Origin of the sequence: Bacillus sp. FJAT-27231, from assembly GCF_001183975.1 — a bacterium.
Classification (GTDB): domain Bacteria; phylum Bacillota; class Bacilli; order Bacillales; family Domibacillaceae; genus Pseudobacillus; species Pseudobacillus wudalianchiensis.
The window spans coordinates 3,553,870-3,571,209 of the sequence record NZ_LFZU01000001.1 but is presented as its reverse complement, the minus strand read 5'-3'; the positions used below and the strand labels follow the sequence as shown (position 1 = coordinate 3,571,209).

The window sequence follows — 17,340 nt, the reverse complement described above, 5'->3', positions numbered from 1 at the left end:
GAGGGCTCGACAAGGAGTCGTTCTTTGACTCCGACAGAGAGACCGAAACCACCGTACGGGCTGGCCGCTGCAGCTAGACAAAAGAAAAGCGGAAGCGGCCCGCTTAGCCCGATAGGAGGTTGGAGGGCTTGACAAGGAGTCGTTCTTTGACTCAGCAGAAAGTCTGAAACCACCGTACGGGCCGGCCGCTGCAGCAGTTCCGTAAACAAAATGGCTGGAATGATCAACAGCACGCCAGATTCATGTCTTGAATAATGTGTGCACAATACAACATTTTTACACTAAAGAAGAGGTGCCTATATGGAATTATTTGAAATTCGAAATGAGTTAGACAAAACAGCTAAGAAATTGGCGGACTTCAGGGGGTCTCTTTGACTTAGAAATCAAAGAGGAACGCATTGCTGGGCTTGAAGATGAAATGCTGCATCCTAATTTTTGGGATGATCAGCAGGCTGCTCAGACAGTGATTAATGAAGCAAACGGTTTAAAAGAAATCGTGAATGAATATAAAGAGCTGCTCGATACACAAGAAAATCTTGAACTGACGCATGAGCTTGTCAAAGAAGAAGCAGACGCAGAACTGCAGAATGAACTAGAAAGCGAACTGGAGGAGTTCCGGAATCGCATCGGTGATTTTGAATTGCAGTTATTGTTAAGTGATCCATACGATAAGAATAACGCCATATTAGAATTGCATCCGGGTGCGGGTGGCACAGAGTCGCAGGATTTTGGTTCGATGCTGCTGCGTATGTATACCCGTTGGGGAGAAAAGCAAGGATTCAAAGTGGAAACAATGGATTACCTTCCGGGAGACGAGGCAGGCGTAAAAAGTGTTACGCTTTTATTTAAAGGGCATAACGCTTACGGCTACTTAAAAGCTGAAAAAGGTGTACATCGTTTAGTGCGAATTTCGCCATTTGATTCTTCAGGCCGTCGTCATACGTCGTTCGTTTCTTGCGAGGTTATGCCGGAGTTTAACGATGATATTGAAATTGATATCCGTCCAGATGATCTTAAGATCGATACGTACCGTTCAAGCGGTGCCGGTGGTCAGCACGTCAATACAACTGATTCTGCTGTCCGGATTACGCATTTACCGACGAATACAGTCGTGACATGTCAATCTGAGCGTTCACAAATTAAGAACCGCGAGCAAGCCATGAAAATGCTGAAAGCTAAGCTTTATCAGAAGAAGATTGAAGAGCAGGAAGCAGAATTGGCAGAAATTCGTGGTGAACAAAAGGAAATCGGCTGGGGAAGCCAAATCCGTTCATATGTCTTCCACCCTTATTCAATGGTAAAAGACCATCGTACAAATGAGGAAACCGGGAATGTTCAAGCGGTAATGGACGGAGACATTAATCCGTTTATTAATGCATATTTGCGTTCGCGTTTATAAAATGTAGCCTTTTACTGTTAGAGCAGTAAAGGGCTTTTTGAATGGTGGCATGGAGACATTGTCCAAAGGCCATCTAATTAGCTTTTACAAGTTTAAAGAAGCTAAAAACGGTTATGGTAATAAAGAGAGGGCTTCAATGGATACATAAAATTGACTATGATGCAGCACAATAATTTTGATGCCAAAGAATACCGAGCAGCTTCCGCGTATGTCAACAGGCGACTGAATGAAAGTTCATAAAGTGTATACAATTGATGAAAGCATTGAGGCAGCTGGAATAGAAGCGGCTCTTAGTAATTTTCAAGTGTTTAACTTGGTTTTAAAACATGGCGGCTTTGGTATACTTAACATGCATTGTTATTTTTTCCTAGGAGGAGAGAACATGGAATTTAAAAAATCATTAATGGCTCTGTTAATTGGCTCATCCGTGGCGCTCGCAGCATGCGGCGGCGGAAATGACAACGCAGACAAAGGCAACAATGAAGACGGAGGGAAAGAGACGGCCAGTGCACAGGGTGAACAAGTGTACAAGCAGAACTGCTTAAGCTGTCACGGTGAGAATCTTGAAGGACAGGTTGGGCCTGCTTTAGACAAAATCGGAAGTAAATATAGCAAAGATGAAATTTTAAACATTGTTAAAAATGGTAAAGGCCAAATGCCTCCAAACATCGTCCAAGGTGCCGATGCTGAAGCGGTAGCTGACTGGCTTGCTACAAAAAAATAATGGTAACCACAAGAATGCAGAAACATACACTGCATTCTTTATTTTTTCTTCTTTTGATCCCCTCTATCTTCCTTTACCGACAAACAAAATAGAACAACCTGACACAAAATATTACAACTTTTTCATTCATTTTATAAAGCGTTTTATATAGAGAAAAGCGATCATTTTTACATATTTATCATAGAAATAATCGGATATATTACGACCTGAAAAGAAAATGTAATGTATTTAACGGTTAACAAGGGTTTAATCAGTGATATAATAGGTCTTGATTTGAGCAGAAAAGCTGAATTTTTTCAGCTTTTTCCTGTATAATTGACAAAAAGTGACAGGTGATTTGATGATAGAAATGAAGGGTGTGACAAAAAAATACCCAAATGGAGTTTTGGCTTTACGAGGTGTTGATATTTCCATTAAACAAGGTGAGTTCGTTTACGTTGTCGGGCCAAGCGGTGCCGGCAAGTCAACTTTTATAAAGCTAATGTATAGAGAAGAAAAACCAACAAACGGCCGTATTGTCGTAAATGGAGTAAACTTGTCGACTTTAAAAGCTCGATCTGTCCCCTTACTGCGTCGTCAAATTGGCGTGGTGTTTCAGGACTTTAAGTTATTGCCAACGCTTACAGTCTATGAAAATGTGGCATTTGCGATGGAAGTAATCGAAGAAAGTCCAGCTGTTATTAAAAAGCGGGTGATGGAGGTCCTGGAGCTCGTCGGCTTAAAAAATAAGGCGAGAATGCTTCCGGAAGAATTATCCGGTGGAGAGCAGCAGCGTGTATCGATTGCTCGTTCCATCGTGAATAAACCTAAGGTCGTTATTGCAGACGAGCCAACGGGGAATCTTGATCCAGATACAGCTTGGGACATCATGGACATTTTTGAAAAAATCAATGCTCAAGGTACAACGCTTGTAATGGCTACTCACAACAAAGAAATTGTTAATACGGTCCGCCGCCGAGTAGTTGCCATTGAAGGCGGCTGCATTGTACGAGATGAACAGCGGGGGGATTATGGTTATGAAGTCTAGAACATTCCGCCGCCATTTCAGAGAAAGTTTTAAAAATTTAAGCCGAAACGGTTGGATGACGTTTGCTGCTGTTTCAGCTGTTACGGTTACTCTATTGCTAGTAGGGGTTTTTCTTACCATCCTGCTAAACCTAAACAAAGCCGCGACCGATATAGAAAATGATGTCGAAGTACGCGTGCTTGTCAAGTTAGAGGCAACTAAAACGGAGCAGGAGAAGTTGAAAGAGCAGCTGTTAAGTTTGCCTGAGGTGGCAAGTGTAACGTATTCACCAAAAGAAAAAGAACTGCAAAATTTGATTAAAGACATGGGCGAGGATTTTGCCTTATTCGAACAAAACAATCCGCTTTATGACGTGTTCGTTGTGAAAACAAAGCATCCTACGGACACGCCGAAAGTAGCTAAGAAGATTAAAAGGTTTGATTATACAGAGGACGCTGTTTACGGTGAGAAAAAAGTTGAAAGGTTATTCAGCTTTTTAAAAACAAGCCGTAACGTTGGATTAGTACTTAGTTTAGGATTGTTGTTTACAGCGATGTTCTTGATTTCAAATACGATTAAGATGACTATTTTTGCACGGCGAAAAGAGATTGAAATTATGAGATTAGTGGGAGCCACCAACTGGTTTATCCGCTGGCCGTTTTTATTGGAAGGCCTATGGCTCGGGCTAATCGGTTCTGTACTGCCGGTTGCAGCGGTATCTATCGGCTATTCGTATGTCGTGAAGGCCATTACAACCCATGTGCAAGGCCATTTTATTCAGCCGCTGCCTTACTTCCCGTTTATATGGCAAATCAGTGGCGTTATTTTACTAATCGGAGCCTTCATTGGCATGTGGGGAAGCTTTATGGCGGTTCGCCGCTTCTTAAAGATTTAACGAATACTATACTTATATCCGACTATCAAACAGATAAACTAGAAATTTTTAGAGAGAAGAGAGGAGATTGGAGTTTGAAGAAACGTGCAGGACTTACATTTGCTTTAGCGGCATCACTTGGTTTAGGAAGTACATTTGGACTGGCGGAAGAGGTATTTGCCTCCAAATTATCTGACCTTGAGAGCCGTCAGCATGACATTGATAGTAAACAATCGAATATTGAACAAAACATTAGTGAGAAGAGCAACAAAATTACCAAACTCCAAGATCAACAGAAAAAGCTGTCTGCAGAAATTAAACAGCTGGATCAGTCTATCTCTAAAGCAGAAAAACAAATCCGAGAAAAACAAACAGCTATTGCGGAGACAAAGCAAGAAATAACGAAGCTTCGGAAAGAAATAGAAGAATTGAAAGCCCGGATTGCTGAACGAAATCGTGTTCTTGAGGAACGGGCTCGCTCTCTTCAGCAAAGCGGCGGCTCAGCGAGTTATATTGATGTGCTGCTCGGCTCTGAAAGCTTTACGGACTTTATTAGTCGTGCAAGCGCTGTTACAACGCTTGTAAATGCCGATAAAGATATTTTGGAAGAGCAAGAAAAAGATAAAAAACAGCTTGAAAAAAGTGAAAAACAGTTAAAAACAAAGCTGGCTAATTTAGAGAATATGCTGGCTGATTTGAAAAAATTAAAAGCAGAGCTTGATAAGAAAAAAGCAGCGAAAGATCAGGTGATGGAGCAGCTTGCTACTGAGGAAGATCACACGCACAATCAAAAGCTAAGCTTAGAAGAAGAGCAAGAACTGCTTTCTGCTCAAGAAAAGGCGATTAAAGCAGCGATTGCATCTGAAAAATCCCGCCTGGCAAAAGAAGAACAAGCACGTAAGGAACAAGAAAGACTCGCTCGTGAAAGAGAAGCAGAAGCACGAAATAAAGCGGATCAGAAGAAGAGCCAACAACGCCAACCAGCAGCTGTTCCTGCTCCTTCTGCTCCTAAAGAAGAAACATCATCAGTTAACCGTTCAGATGAAACACCATCTGTTTCAGCAGGCGCATTTACGCGGCCGGCGCAAGGACATATATCCTCTGAATTTGGTTTGAGAAGCTTAGGAGACCATAAAGGGATCGATATTGCAAATAGTGTCAGTGTCCCGATTGTCGCTGCGGCGGATGGACAAGTAATCCGTTCTTATTATTCGTCTTCCTATGGAAACTGTATTCTAATCTCTCATTCTATTAATGGAAAGATAGTGACTACCGTTTATGCGCATATGTCAGAGCGTGTTGTTCAAGGTGGAAGTGTCTCAAAAGGCCAGATTATCGGCTATATGGGTAACACTGGCCGTTCATTTGGCCAGCATCTGCACTTTGAAGTTCACGAAGGCCCTTGGACGTTGTCTAAAGAAAATGCAGTGAACCCACGTAAATATGTAAACTTTTAATTTTTAATAGAAAGCTGCTCTTGGAATCTCAATATGAGTCTCCACGGGCAGCTTTTGTTTTATAGACACCGGTCTAAAGAGTCTGTTCTGGGCATTCGCCCGCGCAATCTCCCCCCTTTTGAATAGTCTGTAATTGTAAGTAAAGGGGAGGTGTAATGCATGAGCGCTGGTGGCGGATACGGATACGGGGGCGGCTTTGCGTTGATCGTTGTCTTGTTTATCCTCTTGATTATTGTGGGAGCAGCTTATATTGGCTGGGGTTACTAATAAATAAAAGAGGAAGAAAAGGGCTGATCTTTGGGAGCAGCCCTTTTTTGCTTATAATAAAAAGAAGTTGGACGATAAGCAGCTTTTTGTGTAATGTAATACCTATAGGTGTATGAAACGGCTGCCCATCATAGTCCCTCACAAAATGGAAGAGGGAAGGTTGTGGCAGGCAAGATTTTCTTGTAAAGGAATAGAATAAAATGAACTGGTTTACGATAGGCTCTTTAACCATTCCAGCTGCCCAGCTTGCTGTTTTGGCTGCTTTTGTCATCACGGCACTTGTACTTTGGCTGAAGAAAGAACGATATATTTTAGATATTTACGGCAATGCCATTTTTCTATTTGTTGCCGTGTGGAAAGCAAGCGTGCTTCTGTTTAGCTTTGCGATTGTCAAACAGGCTCCTTTGTCTATCCTGTATTTTAACGGCGGCTGGAAAGGAATTTGGCTCGGCTTGATCACGGTAGGCATATATGTTGTTAGGCGATGCCGAAAAGAAGAGCAGGCGCAGGCTGTTTGGACATGGATGATTGTCATTGCCTCCTTCGAGTTAGCGATGTCCTTGTTAATTGGACAAGCAGGGATGCTGGCGTTTAGCCAATTTGTTGGCAGTGTTGCCCTGCTCGCTATCCCGCTGGGGCAAATAAGCAAAACCATCTGGTTGTTTACTTTGTGGCAGTTGTTATTTGAATCACTGACTGCTGAGTTATTCTCTAACAGCAGCTTGCTTTATATGGGCGCAGCTCTGTTCTTTACTTTGATGATAAGGAGGAATCCTAGTGAATAAAAAATGGTTTGGGGTATTGCTGCTCGTGTTACTTGCGGGAATTGCAGCAATAAATATTATGAAGGATAAAAAGGAAATAACCGAAATTGAAAATCCAGGGATAAAAGCTGGGGAGAACCAAGAGGTAATGGCTGGAAAGGCTGTTGGCCTCAAAATAGGCAATCAAGCGCCCGACTTTATCCTGGAAACCCTAGATGGAAAAAAAGCAGCTTTATCCGATTATCAAGGCAAAAAAGTCATATTGAATTTTTGGGCTACTTGGTGTCCGCCTTGTAAAGCCGAAATGCCTCATATGCAAAACTTTTATGAAAAAGAAGCAAACAAAAGCAATGTAGAAATTTTAGCAGTGAACTTAACGAATAATGATCAAGGGAAAGAAGCAGTAGCTGAATTCTCCAAGCAGTACGGTTTAACGTTTCCCATCTTACTTGACCAAGACGGGACCACTGGCTCAACATACCAAATCGCCACCATTCCAACGACGTATATTCTCAATACAGATGGCACTATTCATCAAAGAATCATAGGCCCTATGGACGAACAAATGATGAATCAACTCGTAAGCGAGCTTAAATAAATGATCATACATGAACGCAGCATGGAGGCAATCCCCCGCTGCGTTCATTACTTGGGACAGGCAGGCTGCTCTATAGTCATAGAAGTATGAAATGAAACCTCTTTTCCAAATAAATAACATTGGCCATGTTGGACCAACCGGTGTAGAGTATGTATATAAAAGCTTAAGAGGGAACAGTTCCTCACAGCATCAACGTCATAAAGGGAAGGGAAGATAGGTATATGAAAGAACGATCATTTAGAACGAAAGCGGTACATAGCGGATTGGCGGAGCAGCGGAATTTCAAGAGTAAGGCAACGCCTATTTATCAGACTTCTGTTTTTTCATTTAGCAGTTTGGAAGAGTTAGAGGGCTACTTCGAAGGGGAAACACCTTATTTATATACGAGAAATGGCAATCCTAATACAGATGAGCTGGCTAAAGCGGTAGCAGCACTGGAAGAGGCTCCGGATGGTGTAGCGGCATCCTCCGGACTGGGGGCTATTCTCGCAGGAATTTTAACCGTAGCACAAAATGGAGATCATGTCGTTGCAGCGAGTGATCTTTATGGCGGAACGTATCATTTAATAAAAGAAGAATTACAGGCATTCGGCATTACGGCTTCATTTGTGGATTTCCGTGATCAACAGGCGATTGAAGCAGCGATTCAGCCAAATACCAAACTGTTGTATTCTGAAACGATTTCCAACCCTTTTTTACGTGTAGAAAATATAGAAGGTCTAGTAGAGATAGGAAAAAAATATAATCTAGCTGTCATGATTGATAATACATTTGCGACGCCTTACTTACTGCAGCCATTTACAAAAGGTGTAGATCTCATCGTTCATAGTGCAACAAAATATATCGGCGGACATAGCGACATTACAGCCGGCGTACTAGTTGGCAGCAAAGAATTAATTGAGAAGAGCCGTAGCCGGGTTGTAAATATGGGAATGAACTTGAGCCCGTTTGAATCATGGCTCGCTTACCGTGGTTTAAAGACATTGGCCATCCGCATGGAACGACAGGCAAAAAATGCGCAAGAATTGGCTGATTTTCTTCAGAAACATAACGGTGTGAAAAAGACGTATTACCCTAAGTACGTATCAGAGCAGGGCAATGGGGCGATGGTGAGCATAGAGTTAACGGAAGAAGTCAATATGAGTCAATTTTTCTCTGCACTTGGATGGATTAAGATCGTCCCTTCCCTAGCCGGCGTAGAAACAACCGTTTCTTACCCGCTTGGCACGTCGCATCGAGCGTTGACAAACGAAGAAAAAAGTGCAATTGGAATTAACGAACGAGTCGTTCGCATCTCGGTTGGCATAGAGGAATCAGCGGATATTCTCCAGCAGGTTGAACAAGCGATCAACGATGCACTAACGCGTTAATATAGCGGGGGACTGCCCCCTTTTTTCATTCATAACTTGTCCATTTTCTTCATAAAGTGGGAGAAAGGGCTGTCCGTGCGGTAGTGAGCCGGGCGGCTTTTTTAGCTTTCCAAATCGGAGGGGGCGGAATGGTGAAGAGAAAATGGGTGGCAGTGCTAGTGTTGTTTTCTTTTATGATAGGAGCTGGTGGAATGTACGGGGGGCTGCTGGTGCTGGACGGAAATGAAAACATAGCCGAGCCGCAAAGACAAGCACCAGAGCAGGGAAATGAAAATCTGCCAGACGAGCTTCATAAAGTACAGACCGTATACGAAGTGATTGCTAATCAATATGTTGAAAAGGTCAATCGAACCCAGCTGATAGAAGGGGCCATTGACGGGATGGTCAGCTCTTTAAAAGATCCTTATTCTGTCTATATGGATGCTGATACAGCGAAGCAATTCGAGGAATCACTGGACTCCTCGTTTGAAGGCATCGGTGCTGAAATTACGGTGGTGGACGGTAAACTGACGATCGTCGCTCCATTTAAAGATTCACCTGCAGAAAAAGCAGGATTAAAGCCGAAAGATCAAATTGTCACAATTGATGGAAAAACGGTCAGTGGTCTTACGATTTATGAAGCAACAAAGAAAATACGCGGCAAAAAAGGGTCGACGGTGACGATTGGCATTATGCGTCCAGGTATGACGAAATCACTTAATGTTAAAGTGAAACGCGACAATATCCCAATTGAAACGGTCTTTGCCAAAGTGAAAGAAAAGCAAGGGAAGCGAATTGGCGTTATTGAAATGACTTCTTTCTCTGAGGAAACAGCTAAAGACTTCAAATCAGCCCTAAAGAAGATGGAGAAAAAAGAACTAAATGGTCTTATCATTGATGTGCGTGGAAATCCGGGCGGCTTCTTAACGAGTGTAGAAGCGATTTTAAAAGAGCTTGTGACGGAAAATAAACCGTATATGCAAATTGAAGAAAAGTCAGGACGAAAAGTCCCTTATTTTTCTGAAACGAAAAAAGTAAAGCCTTATCCAATTGCGGTACTGACAGATGAAGGAAGCGCCTCTGCTTCTGAAATATTGGCAGGTGCGTTAAAAGAAGCGGAAGGGTACCCGATCATTGGGGAAACGAGCTTTGGTAAAGGGACTGTTCAGCAGCCAGTACCGCTTGGAGATGGAAGTAATCTGAAACTGACGACTCATAAATGGCTGACACCGAATGGCAATTGGATTCACAATAAAGGCATTCAACCTGACATCGAAGTCAGACAGCCTCATTACTTTTATGCTCATCCTCTCCAGGTCAACAAGCCGTTAACTCGTGAAATGAACAATGATAGCGTAAAGAGTGCCCAAATGATGCTCGACGGTCTCGGTTATGCGCCTGGAAGAACAGATGGTTACTTTAGCGAAGAAACAGAAAAAGCGGTTCGTGCTTTGCAGGTTCAAGAGGAAATCAAGGTAACAGGGAAAATCGATAAACAAACAGCAAATCAGCTTGAACAGAAATGGATGGAAGAAATGAAAAAGGAAAAAAATGATCTTCAGCTGCAAGCGGCTCTCTCTTATATAAAAAGCTTAAATAAATAATGGAAGAACGGTCGCTGCTGAACGCAGCCGGCCGTTCTTTTTTATATGGAAATACTTCTTTTATAAATGAAACGCGATATATACTCACGCATGTCCGCTTTTTTTGCTACAATGTTGAGTAGAATGCAATTAATGTAAGGTGGGGAGACGCCATGCTACAAGAATGGTTATTGGAGCTTTTGGCCGGCTTTGGAAAGTTATTTATCCATCCAATCTTTTATTTTTCGTTCCTGCTCGCTTTTGTTGTCGGCATGTTTCGAGTATCAAGGGAACGAAAAGACTTTCACACGCGGGTGTATGATATTTATCAGGAGGTTCGCTACATACTGCCGTCTAGTTTATTAATTGGACTGCTCCTGTCCATTATTGCGGTGGGTTTTGGATTAACCCTTCCGCTTGGACTGCTTAATTTCATCGCCGCTGTTACGATTGTCTTAAGTGCAGGTGGTTTTCGGCTGCTGTCTCCTGCGTGGATAATCGGCCTCGCTTTGCTGATCTTCGTTGTATCGGAAAAAATAGGTTATTCCTTTATTCCATACGAAGGGCTCTCATTTAATAAAATTCTTATGACAATGGCCATCGTGTTAGCGTTGTTATTCATCACAGAGGGACTGCTTATGCTAAAGCAAGGCTGGCAAGGAACATCGCCTCGTCTCGTAGAAAGTCCGCGCGGATTAAAAGTAGGCGTGCAATTGGCTCAGCGATTGTGGCTTGTGCCGGTGTTTTTAGTATTGCCAACAGGTGAGCTTACATCGCCGTGGCCTTGGTGGCCGGTTGTCTCGATCGGTTCAGAAACATACTCCTTTATTTGGTTTCCTTTTTTAGTTGGTTTTGCTCAGTTGGTTAAAAGTACGCTCCCAGAGCTTGCTGTTAAGGCAACTGGAAAAAATATTATAGCGGCTGGCGTCGTGACCTTGCTGCTCGCTATCGCAGCTTATTGGGTACCGCTGCTTGCGATTGTAAGTGCTGTATTTGCTTTTCTTAGCCGTATTTGGATTTCCTGGCGTCATCATGCTTATGAGAAGGACCGTCACTATTTCTTTACGCCACAGCCAAAAGGTGTGATGATTCTTGGCATTTTGCCGTATACACCAGCCAAGAAAATGGATTTGAAAATTGGAGAAATTATTTACAAGGTCAATGGCATAGAAGTGAACACAGAAAATGAGTTTTATAAAGCACTGCAAAAAAATGCTGCCTATTGTAAGCTCGAGGTTGTCGATGTCAATGGCCAAAATCGATTTGCTCAAGGCTCACTCTATGAAGGCCAGCATTACGAGCTTGGTTTAATCTTAGCCGATGAAGACAAGGAGCTTATGGCAGAAGAGAATGAACGATACTCTTGACCCTAGAAAGGAATAGAGCGTGGAGAATGAATGGATTCAATGGCTTCCGGCTAATTCAGCTTTAGCGTTTTTAGCAAGCATTAGTTTAAATATAATTGTTGCTGTTTCAGGTATACTTCCGAGTGCTTTCCTGACAGGAGCGAATATCGCTCTGTTTGGGTTTGAATGGGGACTGCTCGTCTCCATTATGGGGGAAGCGGCTGGGGCTGTCGTCAGCTTTATTCTTTATCGACACGGATTTAAAAAGCTTCATAAACAATTCAACCATAAGTTTTTAAATAAACTCAAGGATACAGGAGGAGCAGAGGCAATCTTTCTCGTCCTTTTACTGAGAATCGTTCCTTTTGTTCCCTCCGGTGCTGTTACGCTGACAGCAGCTTTAAGCAGGATGAGCTTGCTTTCCTTTAGTTTAGCAAGCACCATTGGAAAAATTCCTTCCTTGTTCATTGAGGCGTATTCAGTGAAACAAATTTTTGCATCCACGTCTTATTGGCAGCTTGCTGCTATTACCTGTCTCACTTTAATCATCGCTTTTTACTTTTTTCTTAAGAAAAAATAGGATTAAAAGAGCACTGATGCTTCAGTGTTCTTTTGTTTGCATACTCACGGTTATGTGACAATGTAAAAAGAAGGAGAGGCAGAATAAAAAACCCCTTTTGGGCGATTGCGTCCAAAAGGGGTTTCCGTTATGTGGAAGGAACAGGAGTTAGCTATCAGTCTTATCGTTTTCTCTGCTTTTCGATAAAGTTATCGATTGTTTCGACGTTGAGAAGACTGGCTTTGGTTCATGCCAAGCACAGAGTTCGCTATTTGTTCGACAGCCTGGTTGTCTAATGAGTTAGAGACTGTCTGAGAGAGCTGTTGGAAAGTTCCATTTTTTATCCCTCTCGATATTCCATAAATGGCCGCTCCAGCCGCTCCTACAGCTAACAACGAGGTCATGATACCGCCTTGGTTATTCATAACAACCCATCCTTCCTGTAGTAAATTGATCAAACGAAGGGCCTCTAAAAAGCAAATGCTTTAGAGCTATACTTAGTTTTACAAATTTAACGATAGATTATACTGGAGCTATTTACCGTGCAGCAGTAAATAAAAAGAGAGAAGGCTCTCTATCCTTCTCCCCGCTGAATTTTATCGATGTCATTAAGTGATTAGTTTGAAGCCGCTCATGAGAATAATGAGGGACATAACCGTTCTTAAAGGTTTGGCCGGAAACTTAGCTGACAAGCTGCTTCCTAATATGACACCTGGAATGGAACCGAGCAAGAGATTGATCACTAACAAATAATCAACGTTTCCTATTCCAGCATGCATAAGGCCAGCCGCTGTAACGAGCAGAAAAGCATGGGCAATATCGGTTCCAACTAGCTCTGAGGGGCGCATTTTATACAGATAAAGCATAGCTAAGGCAAATAATGAACCCGAGCCAATAGAGGTTAATCCAACAATGAAGCCTAATACGGCTCCAATAGCGATCGTCAAGCCTCGCTTTTCCTCCAAAGGCTTTCTTTGAAAATAATTGGACTCAAATCGATCCTTCATAAAGGTTTTGATGAGCGTAGTCAACGCCACCAAAATGAGCACATACCCTAACGCATGTTTAATAATTTCCTCCTGATTGTTAAAGAAGGAATCGAACAGGTGAAGGAGTCCGACTGCACAAATAGCACTTGGAATACTCCCGATGGCCAGGTACTTTACTAATCGCAGGTCGATCGTTTTTTGCTTCCAATGCTGAAAAGAACCGAAAAGCTTTGTAACAGAGTTATACACGAGATCAGTTCCGACGGCGATTGCTGGACTGATCCCCATTAAAACTAAAACAGGTGTTAACAAAGCTGCACCGCCAACACCTGTCAATCCAACCAAACAACCAACAAAGAGTCCCATGATAATAATCCCCATGCTCATTAGACGCACACCCCAGTCTATCTTTAATCAAGTTTTATACCCTCAATTTATGAAAGGGGCGTCCGCCTTGCTACATAGATATGTAAGGGGACTAGCGCAATAAAAAGCGATCAGAAGACAAAAGGAGCGGGGAGCAAAGAAGATTGAGAAAAAGTTTTGACCAGCTTCTTTCACGTTTCTTCGGTTTTAAGGTAATGGGAAACGTCTGTCAATAAATTAAGCCCAGTCATTAGTGACTGGGCTTAAAAGCTTAACCTTCTTCTTTTGTATTTAATTCTATTTTTTTACAGCCGACATATAAGCAGGAAAGAACATCTAAGTCGGGCTTCGCCTTAGTGAGGCCTTTTATATAAGGGGTGACTAAGTCCTTGAAATCAGCCCCTACTTCTTCCTCCTCCAATATTCCATATACGTAGAGCTTTTTTTCATCAAATAAAAGAGCTACGTTTCCGACAGCTTTATGATCAGGGTCTACGACATTTAACACTTGGAAATGAGGTGTTACAACCTCAGGTGAAAAGTATATTTGCAAATTGACCTGCTCCTTTACGTAAATTGAAGTTTTTCAAACAAAGTATCGCTTTTTTCCTCAGATGGTTCTTTTTTGCCTACCTTAATGAGCACAAGACATAGCAGTGCAGCCAGCAGCGTAAGCCCGGCGGTCCCTAAAAACATGCCTGTTCGTGACCAGGCCATTAACGCGCTGTAAACGGGCGGTCCGATTGCCACACCTAAAAAGCGGACTGAACCATATAACGAAGTGACGAACCCTCTGCGGTCGGAAGGAACCGAGCCGGTAATAAAGCTGTTTATACATGGCAGAACGAGCCCGGTGCCGATACTGCTAATGACAAGGACGGCAAAGAAAGGAACTAAGCGATCAAAAAATACTAATGTTGAAAAAGAGATTGTCATTAACAACAGCCCTATTACAATTAATGACTTCATCAGTCTCATCTTTTTACCGATTTTACTTCCGGTTATATAGGAGGTAGTGGTCATGAACAGCAGAGGAATGGCTAAAATACCTCCTTTGAGCAGACCATCAATTTTGTGGTCTTTCTCGAGAATATCGGAAATATAAAATAAAATTCCAAATAGAGTAAACAAGCAAATCGCACCTGTTAGGTAAGCAGCAAACAGCCAGCGGCCTTCTGTTTTGAAAACGGAGACGAGCCCCTTTACATACTTGCCGACAGGCGGCGGTTCTTTTTTTGTTTTCTTTTCTCTAATAAAGAAAATTGTTAACAAAATGGAAATTAGACAAAAAGCCGGGAAGACAAAAAATGCTGCATACCAGAAGAGCAGCGCTACGAGTGAACCAATAATCGGACTAATAACCTTCCCGAATCCATTGGAGGCTTCCACTAGTCCTAATACTTTACTTTGCTCTCCACCTTTGAATAAATCCCCGGTTAACGCCATGGCGATTGGGGCTGTTCCTGCGGCGCCGATCCCTTGCATAACCCTCCCAGCAAGAATCCATGTATAGGCATTTGAGAACCATGCCGCTGCAAATCCTGCTAAAAGTCCCCCAGTTCCGTACAAAATAAGAGCAGGAATGATCACAGCTTTCCGCGAAAACCGGTCTGATAAATAACCTAATACCGGAATCGATACGGCAGCCGCAATGGAAAACACTGAAATGATCAAGCTCACTTTAAATTGAGATATATCCAGTTCTGTTTTCATCCTTGGAAGAACGGGAATCAGCATGGAGTTTCCTAAGACAAGAATAAGCGGAATAGACCCGATCGCAAAAATAGTCATGCCTTTCTTTTTTTGCTTTGGCAATGATGTACACCCCTGACTGTTGAGAATATATACTTCTCCTATTGTTTGAGCAGAGATGGGCATTTATACGGGGTAATCGTCTAATTTCTATGGGGAAAAGCCCATTATCTACACGTTTACCCAGTTTTTGAATAATCTATCTTAGAAAAATAGAGGAGGCCCATTTCCTATGGAATTTTTAGAATTACCGAAAAGGACAACAGGAAACAGGACATACGGATTAACTTCCGTTATTGATTTAGGAACCCCTTTAGAGGAGCTAAAAAGTATTTTAAACGATTACAGTTCTATGATTGATATTGCCAAAATGGGTTTTGGCTCTGCTTATGTGACCCCTAATCTAAAGGAAAAGATCGAACTTTATAAGCAATATAATATCCATCCTTACTTTGGAGGAACCTTATTTGAAAAATGCTACCACCAGAATAAGATTCCGGAATACCTGATGAGCTTGCAAAATTTAGGCATTGACTATATTGAAGTTTCAAACGGGACACTCAATATTCCTTTGCAAGAACGTCTCGATCTTATTGCTCAGATCAAAAAAGATTTCTGCGTGATTGCCGAAGTCGGATCAAAAGATTCCAGCAAGGAAATGGCCATTTCTCAATGGAAAGATGAAATTAAGCAATTTTTAGAAGCAGGCTGCCAGTATGTCATTACAGAAGGAAGGGATTCTGGGACTGCTGGTATTTATGAGAAAAACGGCAAGGTTAAGAGTAACTTGATCAGTGAATTAATTAAGGACATTGATAGCAAAAAAATTATTTTTGAAGCTCCTACTCCGAAGCATCAAATGTATTTTATTAAAGAAGTTGGAGCAAATGTAAATGTAGGAAATGTGAAGTTAACGGATGTGTTAGTGTTAGAAGCTCAACGCTGCGGATTAAGAAGCGAGACATTTTATTTGGAGGATAGTGAATGCAAATTACCTTTATAAGGCATCTCCCGACAGAATGGAACAAGGAGCAAAGGCTACAAGGAAGAAGAGACATTGCCCTTGCAGCTGTAACAGAAGGATCTAGGCAAGGCATTGCTCGCAATCAACAGCAGCTTAAAGCATTATCACCATTTGATATGGTGTTAACGAGCACATTGAAAAGAACCCAGCAAACAGCCCGTCTTTATGGTTATTCGTTTGAAACAGAGCCTTTATTAGACGAATTAGACTTTGGCCCTTTTGAAGGGCTTCCAAAAGAAAAGCTGTACGAAGAATATGGAGAGCAATGGTTCGAACAGCCAAGAGCATTAATCCTAGGGGAAAGCCTTATCAACTTGGAAGAGAGAATTATCTCGTTTTTGGAAAAGTACCGAGACTTGAACAATCTTTTAGTGTTTGGCCATGGGTCATGGATCAGAGCTGTTATATCGTATTTCCAATACGGCCATATCAACAATATGAATAAAATGACGGTAGAAAACAATGAGTGCATTACATTGACCTTCCATTTCTAACGTCATCAGGGAGAGAGAAACGGGGGAAAGCCTAGTGGCTGGCTTATTAACGTATGAAAATTGGGATGAACAAAAGCTAGAAAAGATTTTAGAGAGCCAATCAGATTATTTTGATGTATTAAAATGGGCTTTTCGAGAGTACGGCGATGACATTGTGTATGCTTGCAGCTTTGGAGCGGAAGGAATCGTCTTAATTGATCTGATTGCAAAGGTGAATAAGGAAGCAAAGATTATCTTTTTGGACACAGGGCTCCATTTCCCGGAGACGTATGAATTGATTGAGAAAGTAAAGGAACGCTATCCTGCGTTGAATATTACAAAGGTGCGGCCTGCTATGACAGTGGAAGAGCAGGCAAAGGAGCATGGCGAGGAACTGTGGAAACGTGATCCAAACCTTTGCTGCCACCTTAGAAAGGTAGTGCCTCTTCAGAAAGCATTACAAGGGTCTAAAGCATGGATATCAGGATTGCGAAGAGAGCAATCTCCGACGAGAAGTCATGTTCAATATGTTAATAAAGACGAGAAATTTCACAAGGTAAAAGTTTGTCCACTTATTCATTGGACATGGGAGGATATTATGACGTATCTTCACGTTCACCAATTGCCTTATAATTCATTGCATGACAAAGGGTTTCCGAGTATCGGGTGTGCGCCGTGTACCGAACCGGTTTCCGAAAACGAGGGGCTTCGAGCGGGACGATGGGCAGGACGATCTAAGTCGGAATGTGGGCTTCATCAAAATTAGAATATAGGATAAGACACGGCAGCTTGGATTATCAGGGAGGGAAA

The 17,340-nt window shown here is 42.2% G+C and carries 19 protein-coding genes; 15 read left to right on the top strand and 4 right to left on the bottom strand.

Annotated elements, in window-relative coordinates; genetic code table 11:
• The first annotated feature begins 300 nt into the window (after positions 1-300).
• The 12 genes from prfB to AC623_RS17200 all read left to right on the top strand — a co-directional run bounded on the left by prfB (position 301) and on the right by AC623_RS17200 (position 11,947).
• Positions 301-1,399, top strand: a protein-coding gene (gene prfB / locus AC623_RS17250; RefSeq protein WP_156187070.1) for a peptide chain release factor 2 whose coding sequence is annotated in 2 segments (ribosomal slippage) — positions 301-372 and positions 374-1,399 — 1,098 coding nt in all. Because the reading frame shifts where the segments join, the coding sequence is not laid out codon by codon here.
• A gap of 382 nt (positions 1,400-1,781) precedes the next feature.
• Positions 1,782-2,123 (top strand): cytochrome c551, encoded by a 342-nt coding sequence (gene cccB, locus AC623_RS17245; RefSeq protein WP_049666748.1) that lies wholly within the window; start codon positions 1,782-1,784, stop codon positions 2,121-2,123.
• Between the two features lie 340 nt (positions 2,124-2,463).
• The gene (gene ftsE / locus AC623_RS17240) at positions 2,464-3,150 is read left to right on the top strand and encodes a cell division ATP-binding protein FtsE (RefSeq protein WP_049664817.1); all 687 of its coding nucleotides are present in this window, start codon (positions 2,464-2,466) and stop codon (positions 3,148-3,150) included.
• Positions 3,140-4,024, top strand: coding sequence for a permease-like cell division protein FtsX (gene ftsX, locus AC623_RS17235; RefSeq protein ID WP_049664815.1), 885 nt, complete (start codon positions 3,140-3,142; stop codon positions 4,022-4,024). Before ftsE ends, ftsX begins: the two co-directional genes overlap by 11 nt.
• 74 nt (positions 4,025-4,098) lie before the next feature.
• Positions 4,099-5,460 carry a murein hydrolase activator EnvC family protein gene (locus AC623_RS17230; protein ID WP_049664814.1) on the top strand — a complete coding sequence of 454 codons (1,362 nt, stop codon included), beginning with the start codon at positions 4,099-4,101 and terminating at the stop codon, positions 5,458-5,460.
• A 159-nt stretch (positions 5,461-5,619) separates the two neighbouring features.
• Positions 5,620-5,727 carry a YjcZ family sporulation protein gene (locus AC623_RS21245; protein ID WP_077247304.1) on the top strand — a complete coding sequence of 36 codons (108 nt, stop codon included), beginning with the start codon at positions 5,620-5,622 and terminating at the stop codon, positions 5,725-5,727.
• A gap of 200 nt (positions 5,728-5,927) precedes the next feature.
• Positions 5,928-6,512: a hypothetical protein gene (locus tag AC623_RS17225; protein ID WP_049664811.1), complete on the top strand. Its 585-nt coding sequence runs from the start codon at positions 5,928-5,930 to the stop codon at positions 6,510-6,512.
• Positions 6,505-7,089, top strand: a complete 585-nt coding sequence (locus AC623_RS17220) for a redoxin domain-containing protein (protein WP_049664810.1) — start codon at positions 6,505-6,507, stop codon at positions 7,087-7,089. The genes AC623_RS17225 and AC623_RS17220 overlap by 8 nt, the downstream gene beginning before the upstream one ends.
• A 221-nt stretch (positions 7,090-7,310) precedes the next feature.
• On the top strand, positions 7,311-8,459 hold the full coding sequence (locus AC623_RS17215) for a trans-sulfuration enzyme family protein (protein WP_049664809.1): 1,149 nt from the start codon (positions 7,311-7,313) through the stop codon (positions 8,457-8,459).
• 131 nt (positions 8,460-8,590) lie between these two features.
• A complete protein-coding gene (locus AC623_RS17210) occupies positions 8,591-10,042 on the top strand; it encodes a S41 family peptidase (protein ID WP_049666745.1) in 1,452 nt (483 codons plus the stop codon).
• Positions 10,043-10,194: 152 nt separating this feature from the next.
• Positions 10,195-11,388, top strand: a complete 1,194-nt coding sequence (locus AC623_RS17205; protein WP_049664807.1) for a PDZ domain-containing protein — start codon at positions 10,195-10,197, stop codon at positions 11,386-11,388.
• Between the two features lie 19 nt (positions 11,389-11,407).
• Positions 11,408-11,947 (top strand): TVP38/TMEM64 family protein, encoded by a 540-nt coding sequence (locus AC623_RS17200; RefSeq protein WP_049664806.1) that lies wholly within the window; start codon positions 11,408-11,410, stop codon positions 11,945-11,947.
• A 188-nt stretch (positions 11,948-12,135) separates the two neighbouring features.
• Here the strand turns inward: AC623_RS17200 and AC623_RS17195 are convergent, their stop codons facing one another.
• From AC623_RS17195 to AC623_RS17180, 4 genes are all read right to left on the bottom strand, one after another.
• A complete protein-coding gene (locus AC623_RS17195) occupies positions 12,136-12,351 on the bottom strand; it encodes a hypothetical protein (protein ID WP_156187069.1) in 216 nt (71 codons plus the stop codon).
• A gap of 183 nt (positions 12,352-12,534) precedes the next feature.
• A complete protein-coding gene (locus AC623_RS17190; protein ID WP_049664802.1) occupies positions 12,535-13,302 on the bottom strand; it encodes a sulfite exporter TauE/SafE family protein in 768 nt (255 codons plus the stop codon).
• Positions 13,303-13,552: 250 nt separating this feature from the next.
• Positions 13,553-13,834 (bottom strand): hypothetical protein, encoded by a 282-nt coding sequence (locus AC623_RS17185; protein ID WP_049664801.1) that lies wholly within the window; start codon positions 13,832-13,834, stop codon positions 13,553-13,555.
• A 14-nt stretch (positions 13,835-13,848) separates the two neighbouring features.
• Positions 13,849-15,072 carry an MFS transporter gene (locus tag AC623_RS17180; protein ID WP_049666743.1) on the bottom strand — a complete coding sequence of 408 codons (1,224 nt, stop codon included), beginning with the start codon at positions 15,070-15,072 and terminating at the stop codon, positions 13,849-13,851.
• Positions 15,073-15,265: 193 nt separating this feature from the next.
• Here AC623_RS17180 and AC623_RS17175 point away from each other — a divergent pair, with 193 nt between their 5' ends.
• From AC623_RS17175 to AC623_RS17165, 3 genes are read left to right on the top strand one after another with little or no spacing between them, the layout of a single operon-like run.
• Positions 15,266-16,036: a phosphosulfolactate synthase gene (locus AC623_RS17175; RefSeq protein WP_049664799.1), complete on the top strand. Its 771-nt coding sequence runs from the start codon at positions 15,266-15,268 to the stop codon at positions 16,034-16,036.
• The gene (locus AC623_RS17170; protein ID WP_049664798.1) at positions 16,018-16,551 is read left to right on the top strand and encodes a histidine phosphatase family protein; all 534 of its coding nucleotides are present in this window, start codon (positions 16,018-16,020) and stop codon (positions 16,549-16,551) included. The genes AC623_RS17175 and AC623_RS17170 overlap by 19 nt, the downstream gene beginning before the upstream one ends.
• A gap of 34 nt (positions 16,552-16,585) precedes the next feature.
• On the top strand, positions 16,586-17,296 hold the full coding sequence (locus tag AC623_RS17165) for a phosphoadenylyl-sulfate reductase (protein WP_053104167.1): 711 nt from the start codon (positions 16,586-16,588) through the stop codon (positions 17,294-17,296).
• Positions 17,297-17,340: the final 44 nt, after the last annotated feature.

What these genes read in the sequence shown, in the direction of transcription:
- cccB (WP_049666748.1), top strand. Translation starts at nt 1,782, where the DNA reads ATGGAATTTAAAAAATCATTAATGGCTCTGTTAATTGGCTCATCCGTG.
- ftsE (WP_049664817.1), top strand. Translation starts at nt 2,464, where the DNA reads ATGATAGAAATGAAGGGTGTGACAAAAAAATACCCAAATGGAGTTTTG.
- ftsX (WP_049664815.1), top strand. Translation starts at nt 3,140, where the DNA reads ATGAAGTCTAGAACATTCCGCCGCCATTTCAGAGAAAGTTTTAAAAAT.
- AC623_RS21245 (WP_077247304.1), top strand. Translation starts at nt 5,620, where the DNA reads ATGAGCGCTGGTGGCGGATACGGATACGGGGGCGGCTTTGCGTTGATC.
- AC623_RS17225 (WP_049664811.1), top strand. Translation starts at nt 5,928, where the DNA reads ATGAACTGGTTTACGATAGGCTCTTTAACCATTCCAGCTGCCCAGCTT.
- AC623_RS17215 (WP_049664809.1), top strand. Translation starts at nt 7,311, where the DNA reads ATGAAAGAACGATCATTTAGAACGAAAGCGGTACATAGCGGATTGGCG.
- AC623_RS17205 (WP_049664807.1), top strand. Translation starts at nt 10,195, where the DNA reads ATGCTACAAGAATGGTTATTGGAGCTTTTGGCCGGCTTTGGAAAGTTA.
- AC623_RS17195 (WP_156187069.1), bottom strand. Translation starts at nt 12,351, where the DNA reads ATGAATAACCAAGGCGGTATCATGACCTCGTTGTTAGCTGTAGGAGCG.
- AC623_RS17190 (WP_049664802.1), bottom strand. Translation starts at nt 13,302, where the DNA reads ATGAGCATGGGGATTATTATCATGGGACTCTTTGTTGGTTGTTTGGTT.
- AC623_RS17180 (WP_049666743.1), bottom strand. Translation starts at nt 15,072, where the DNA reads ATGACTATTTTTGCGATCGGGTCTATTCCGCTTATTCTTGTCTTAGGA.
- AC623_RS17175 (WP_049664799.1), top strand. Translation starts at nt 15,266, where the DNA reads ATGGAATTTTTAGAATTACCGAAAAGGACAACAGGAAACAGGACATAC.
- AC623_RS17170 (WP_049664798.1), top strand. Translation starts at nt 16,018, where the DNA reads ATGCAAATTACCTTTATAAGGCATCTCCCGACAGAATGGAACAAGGAG.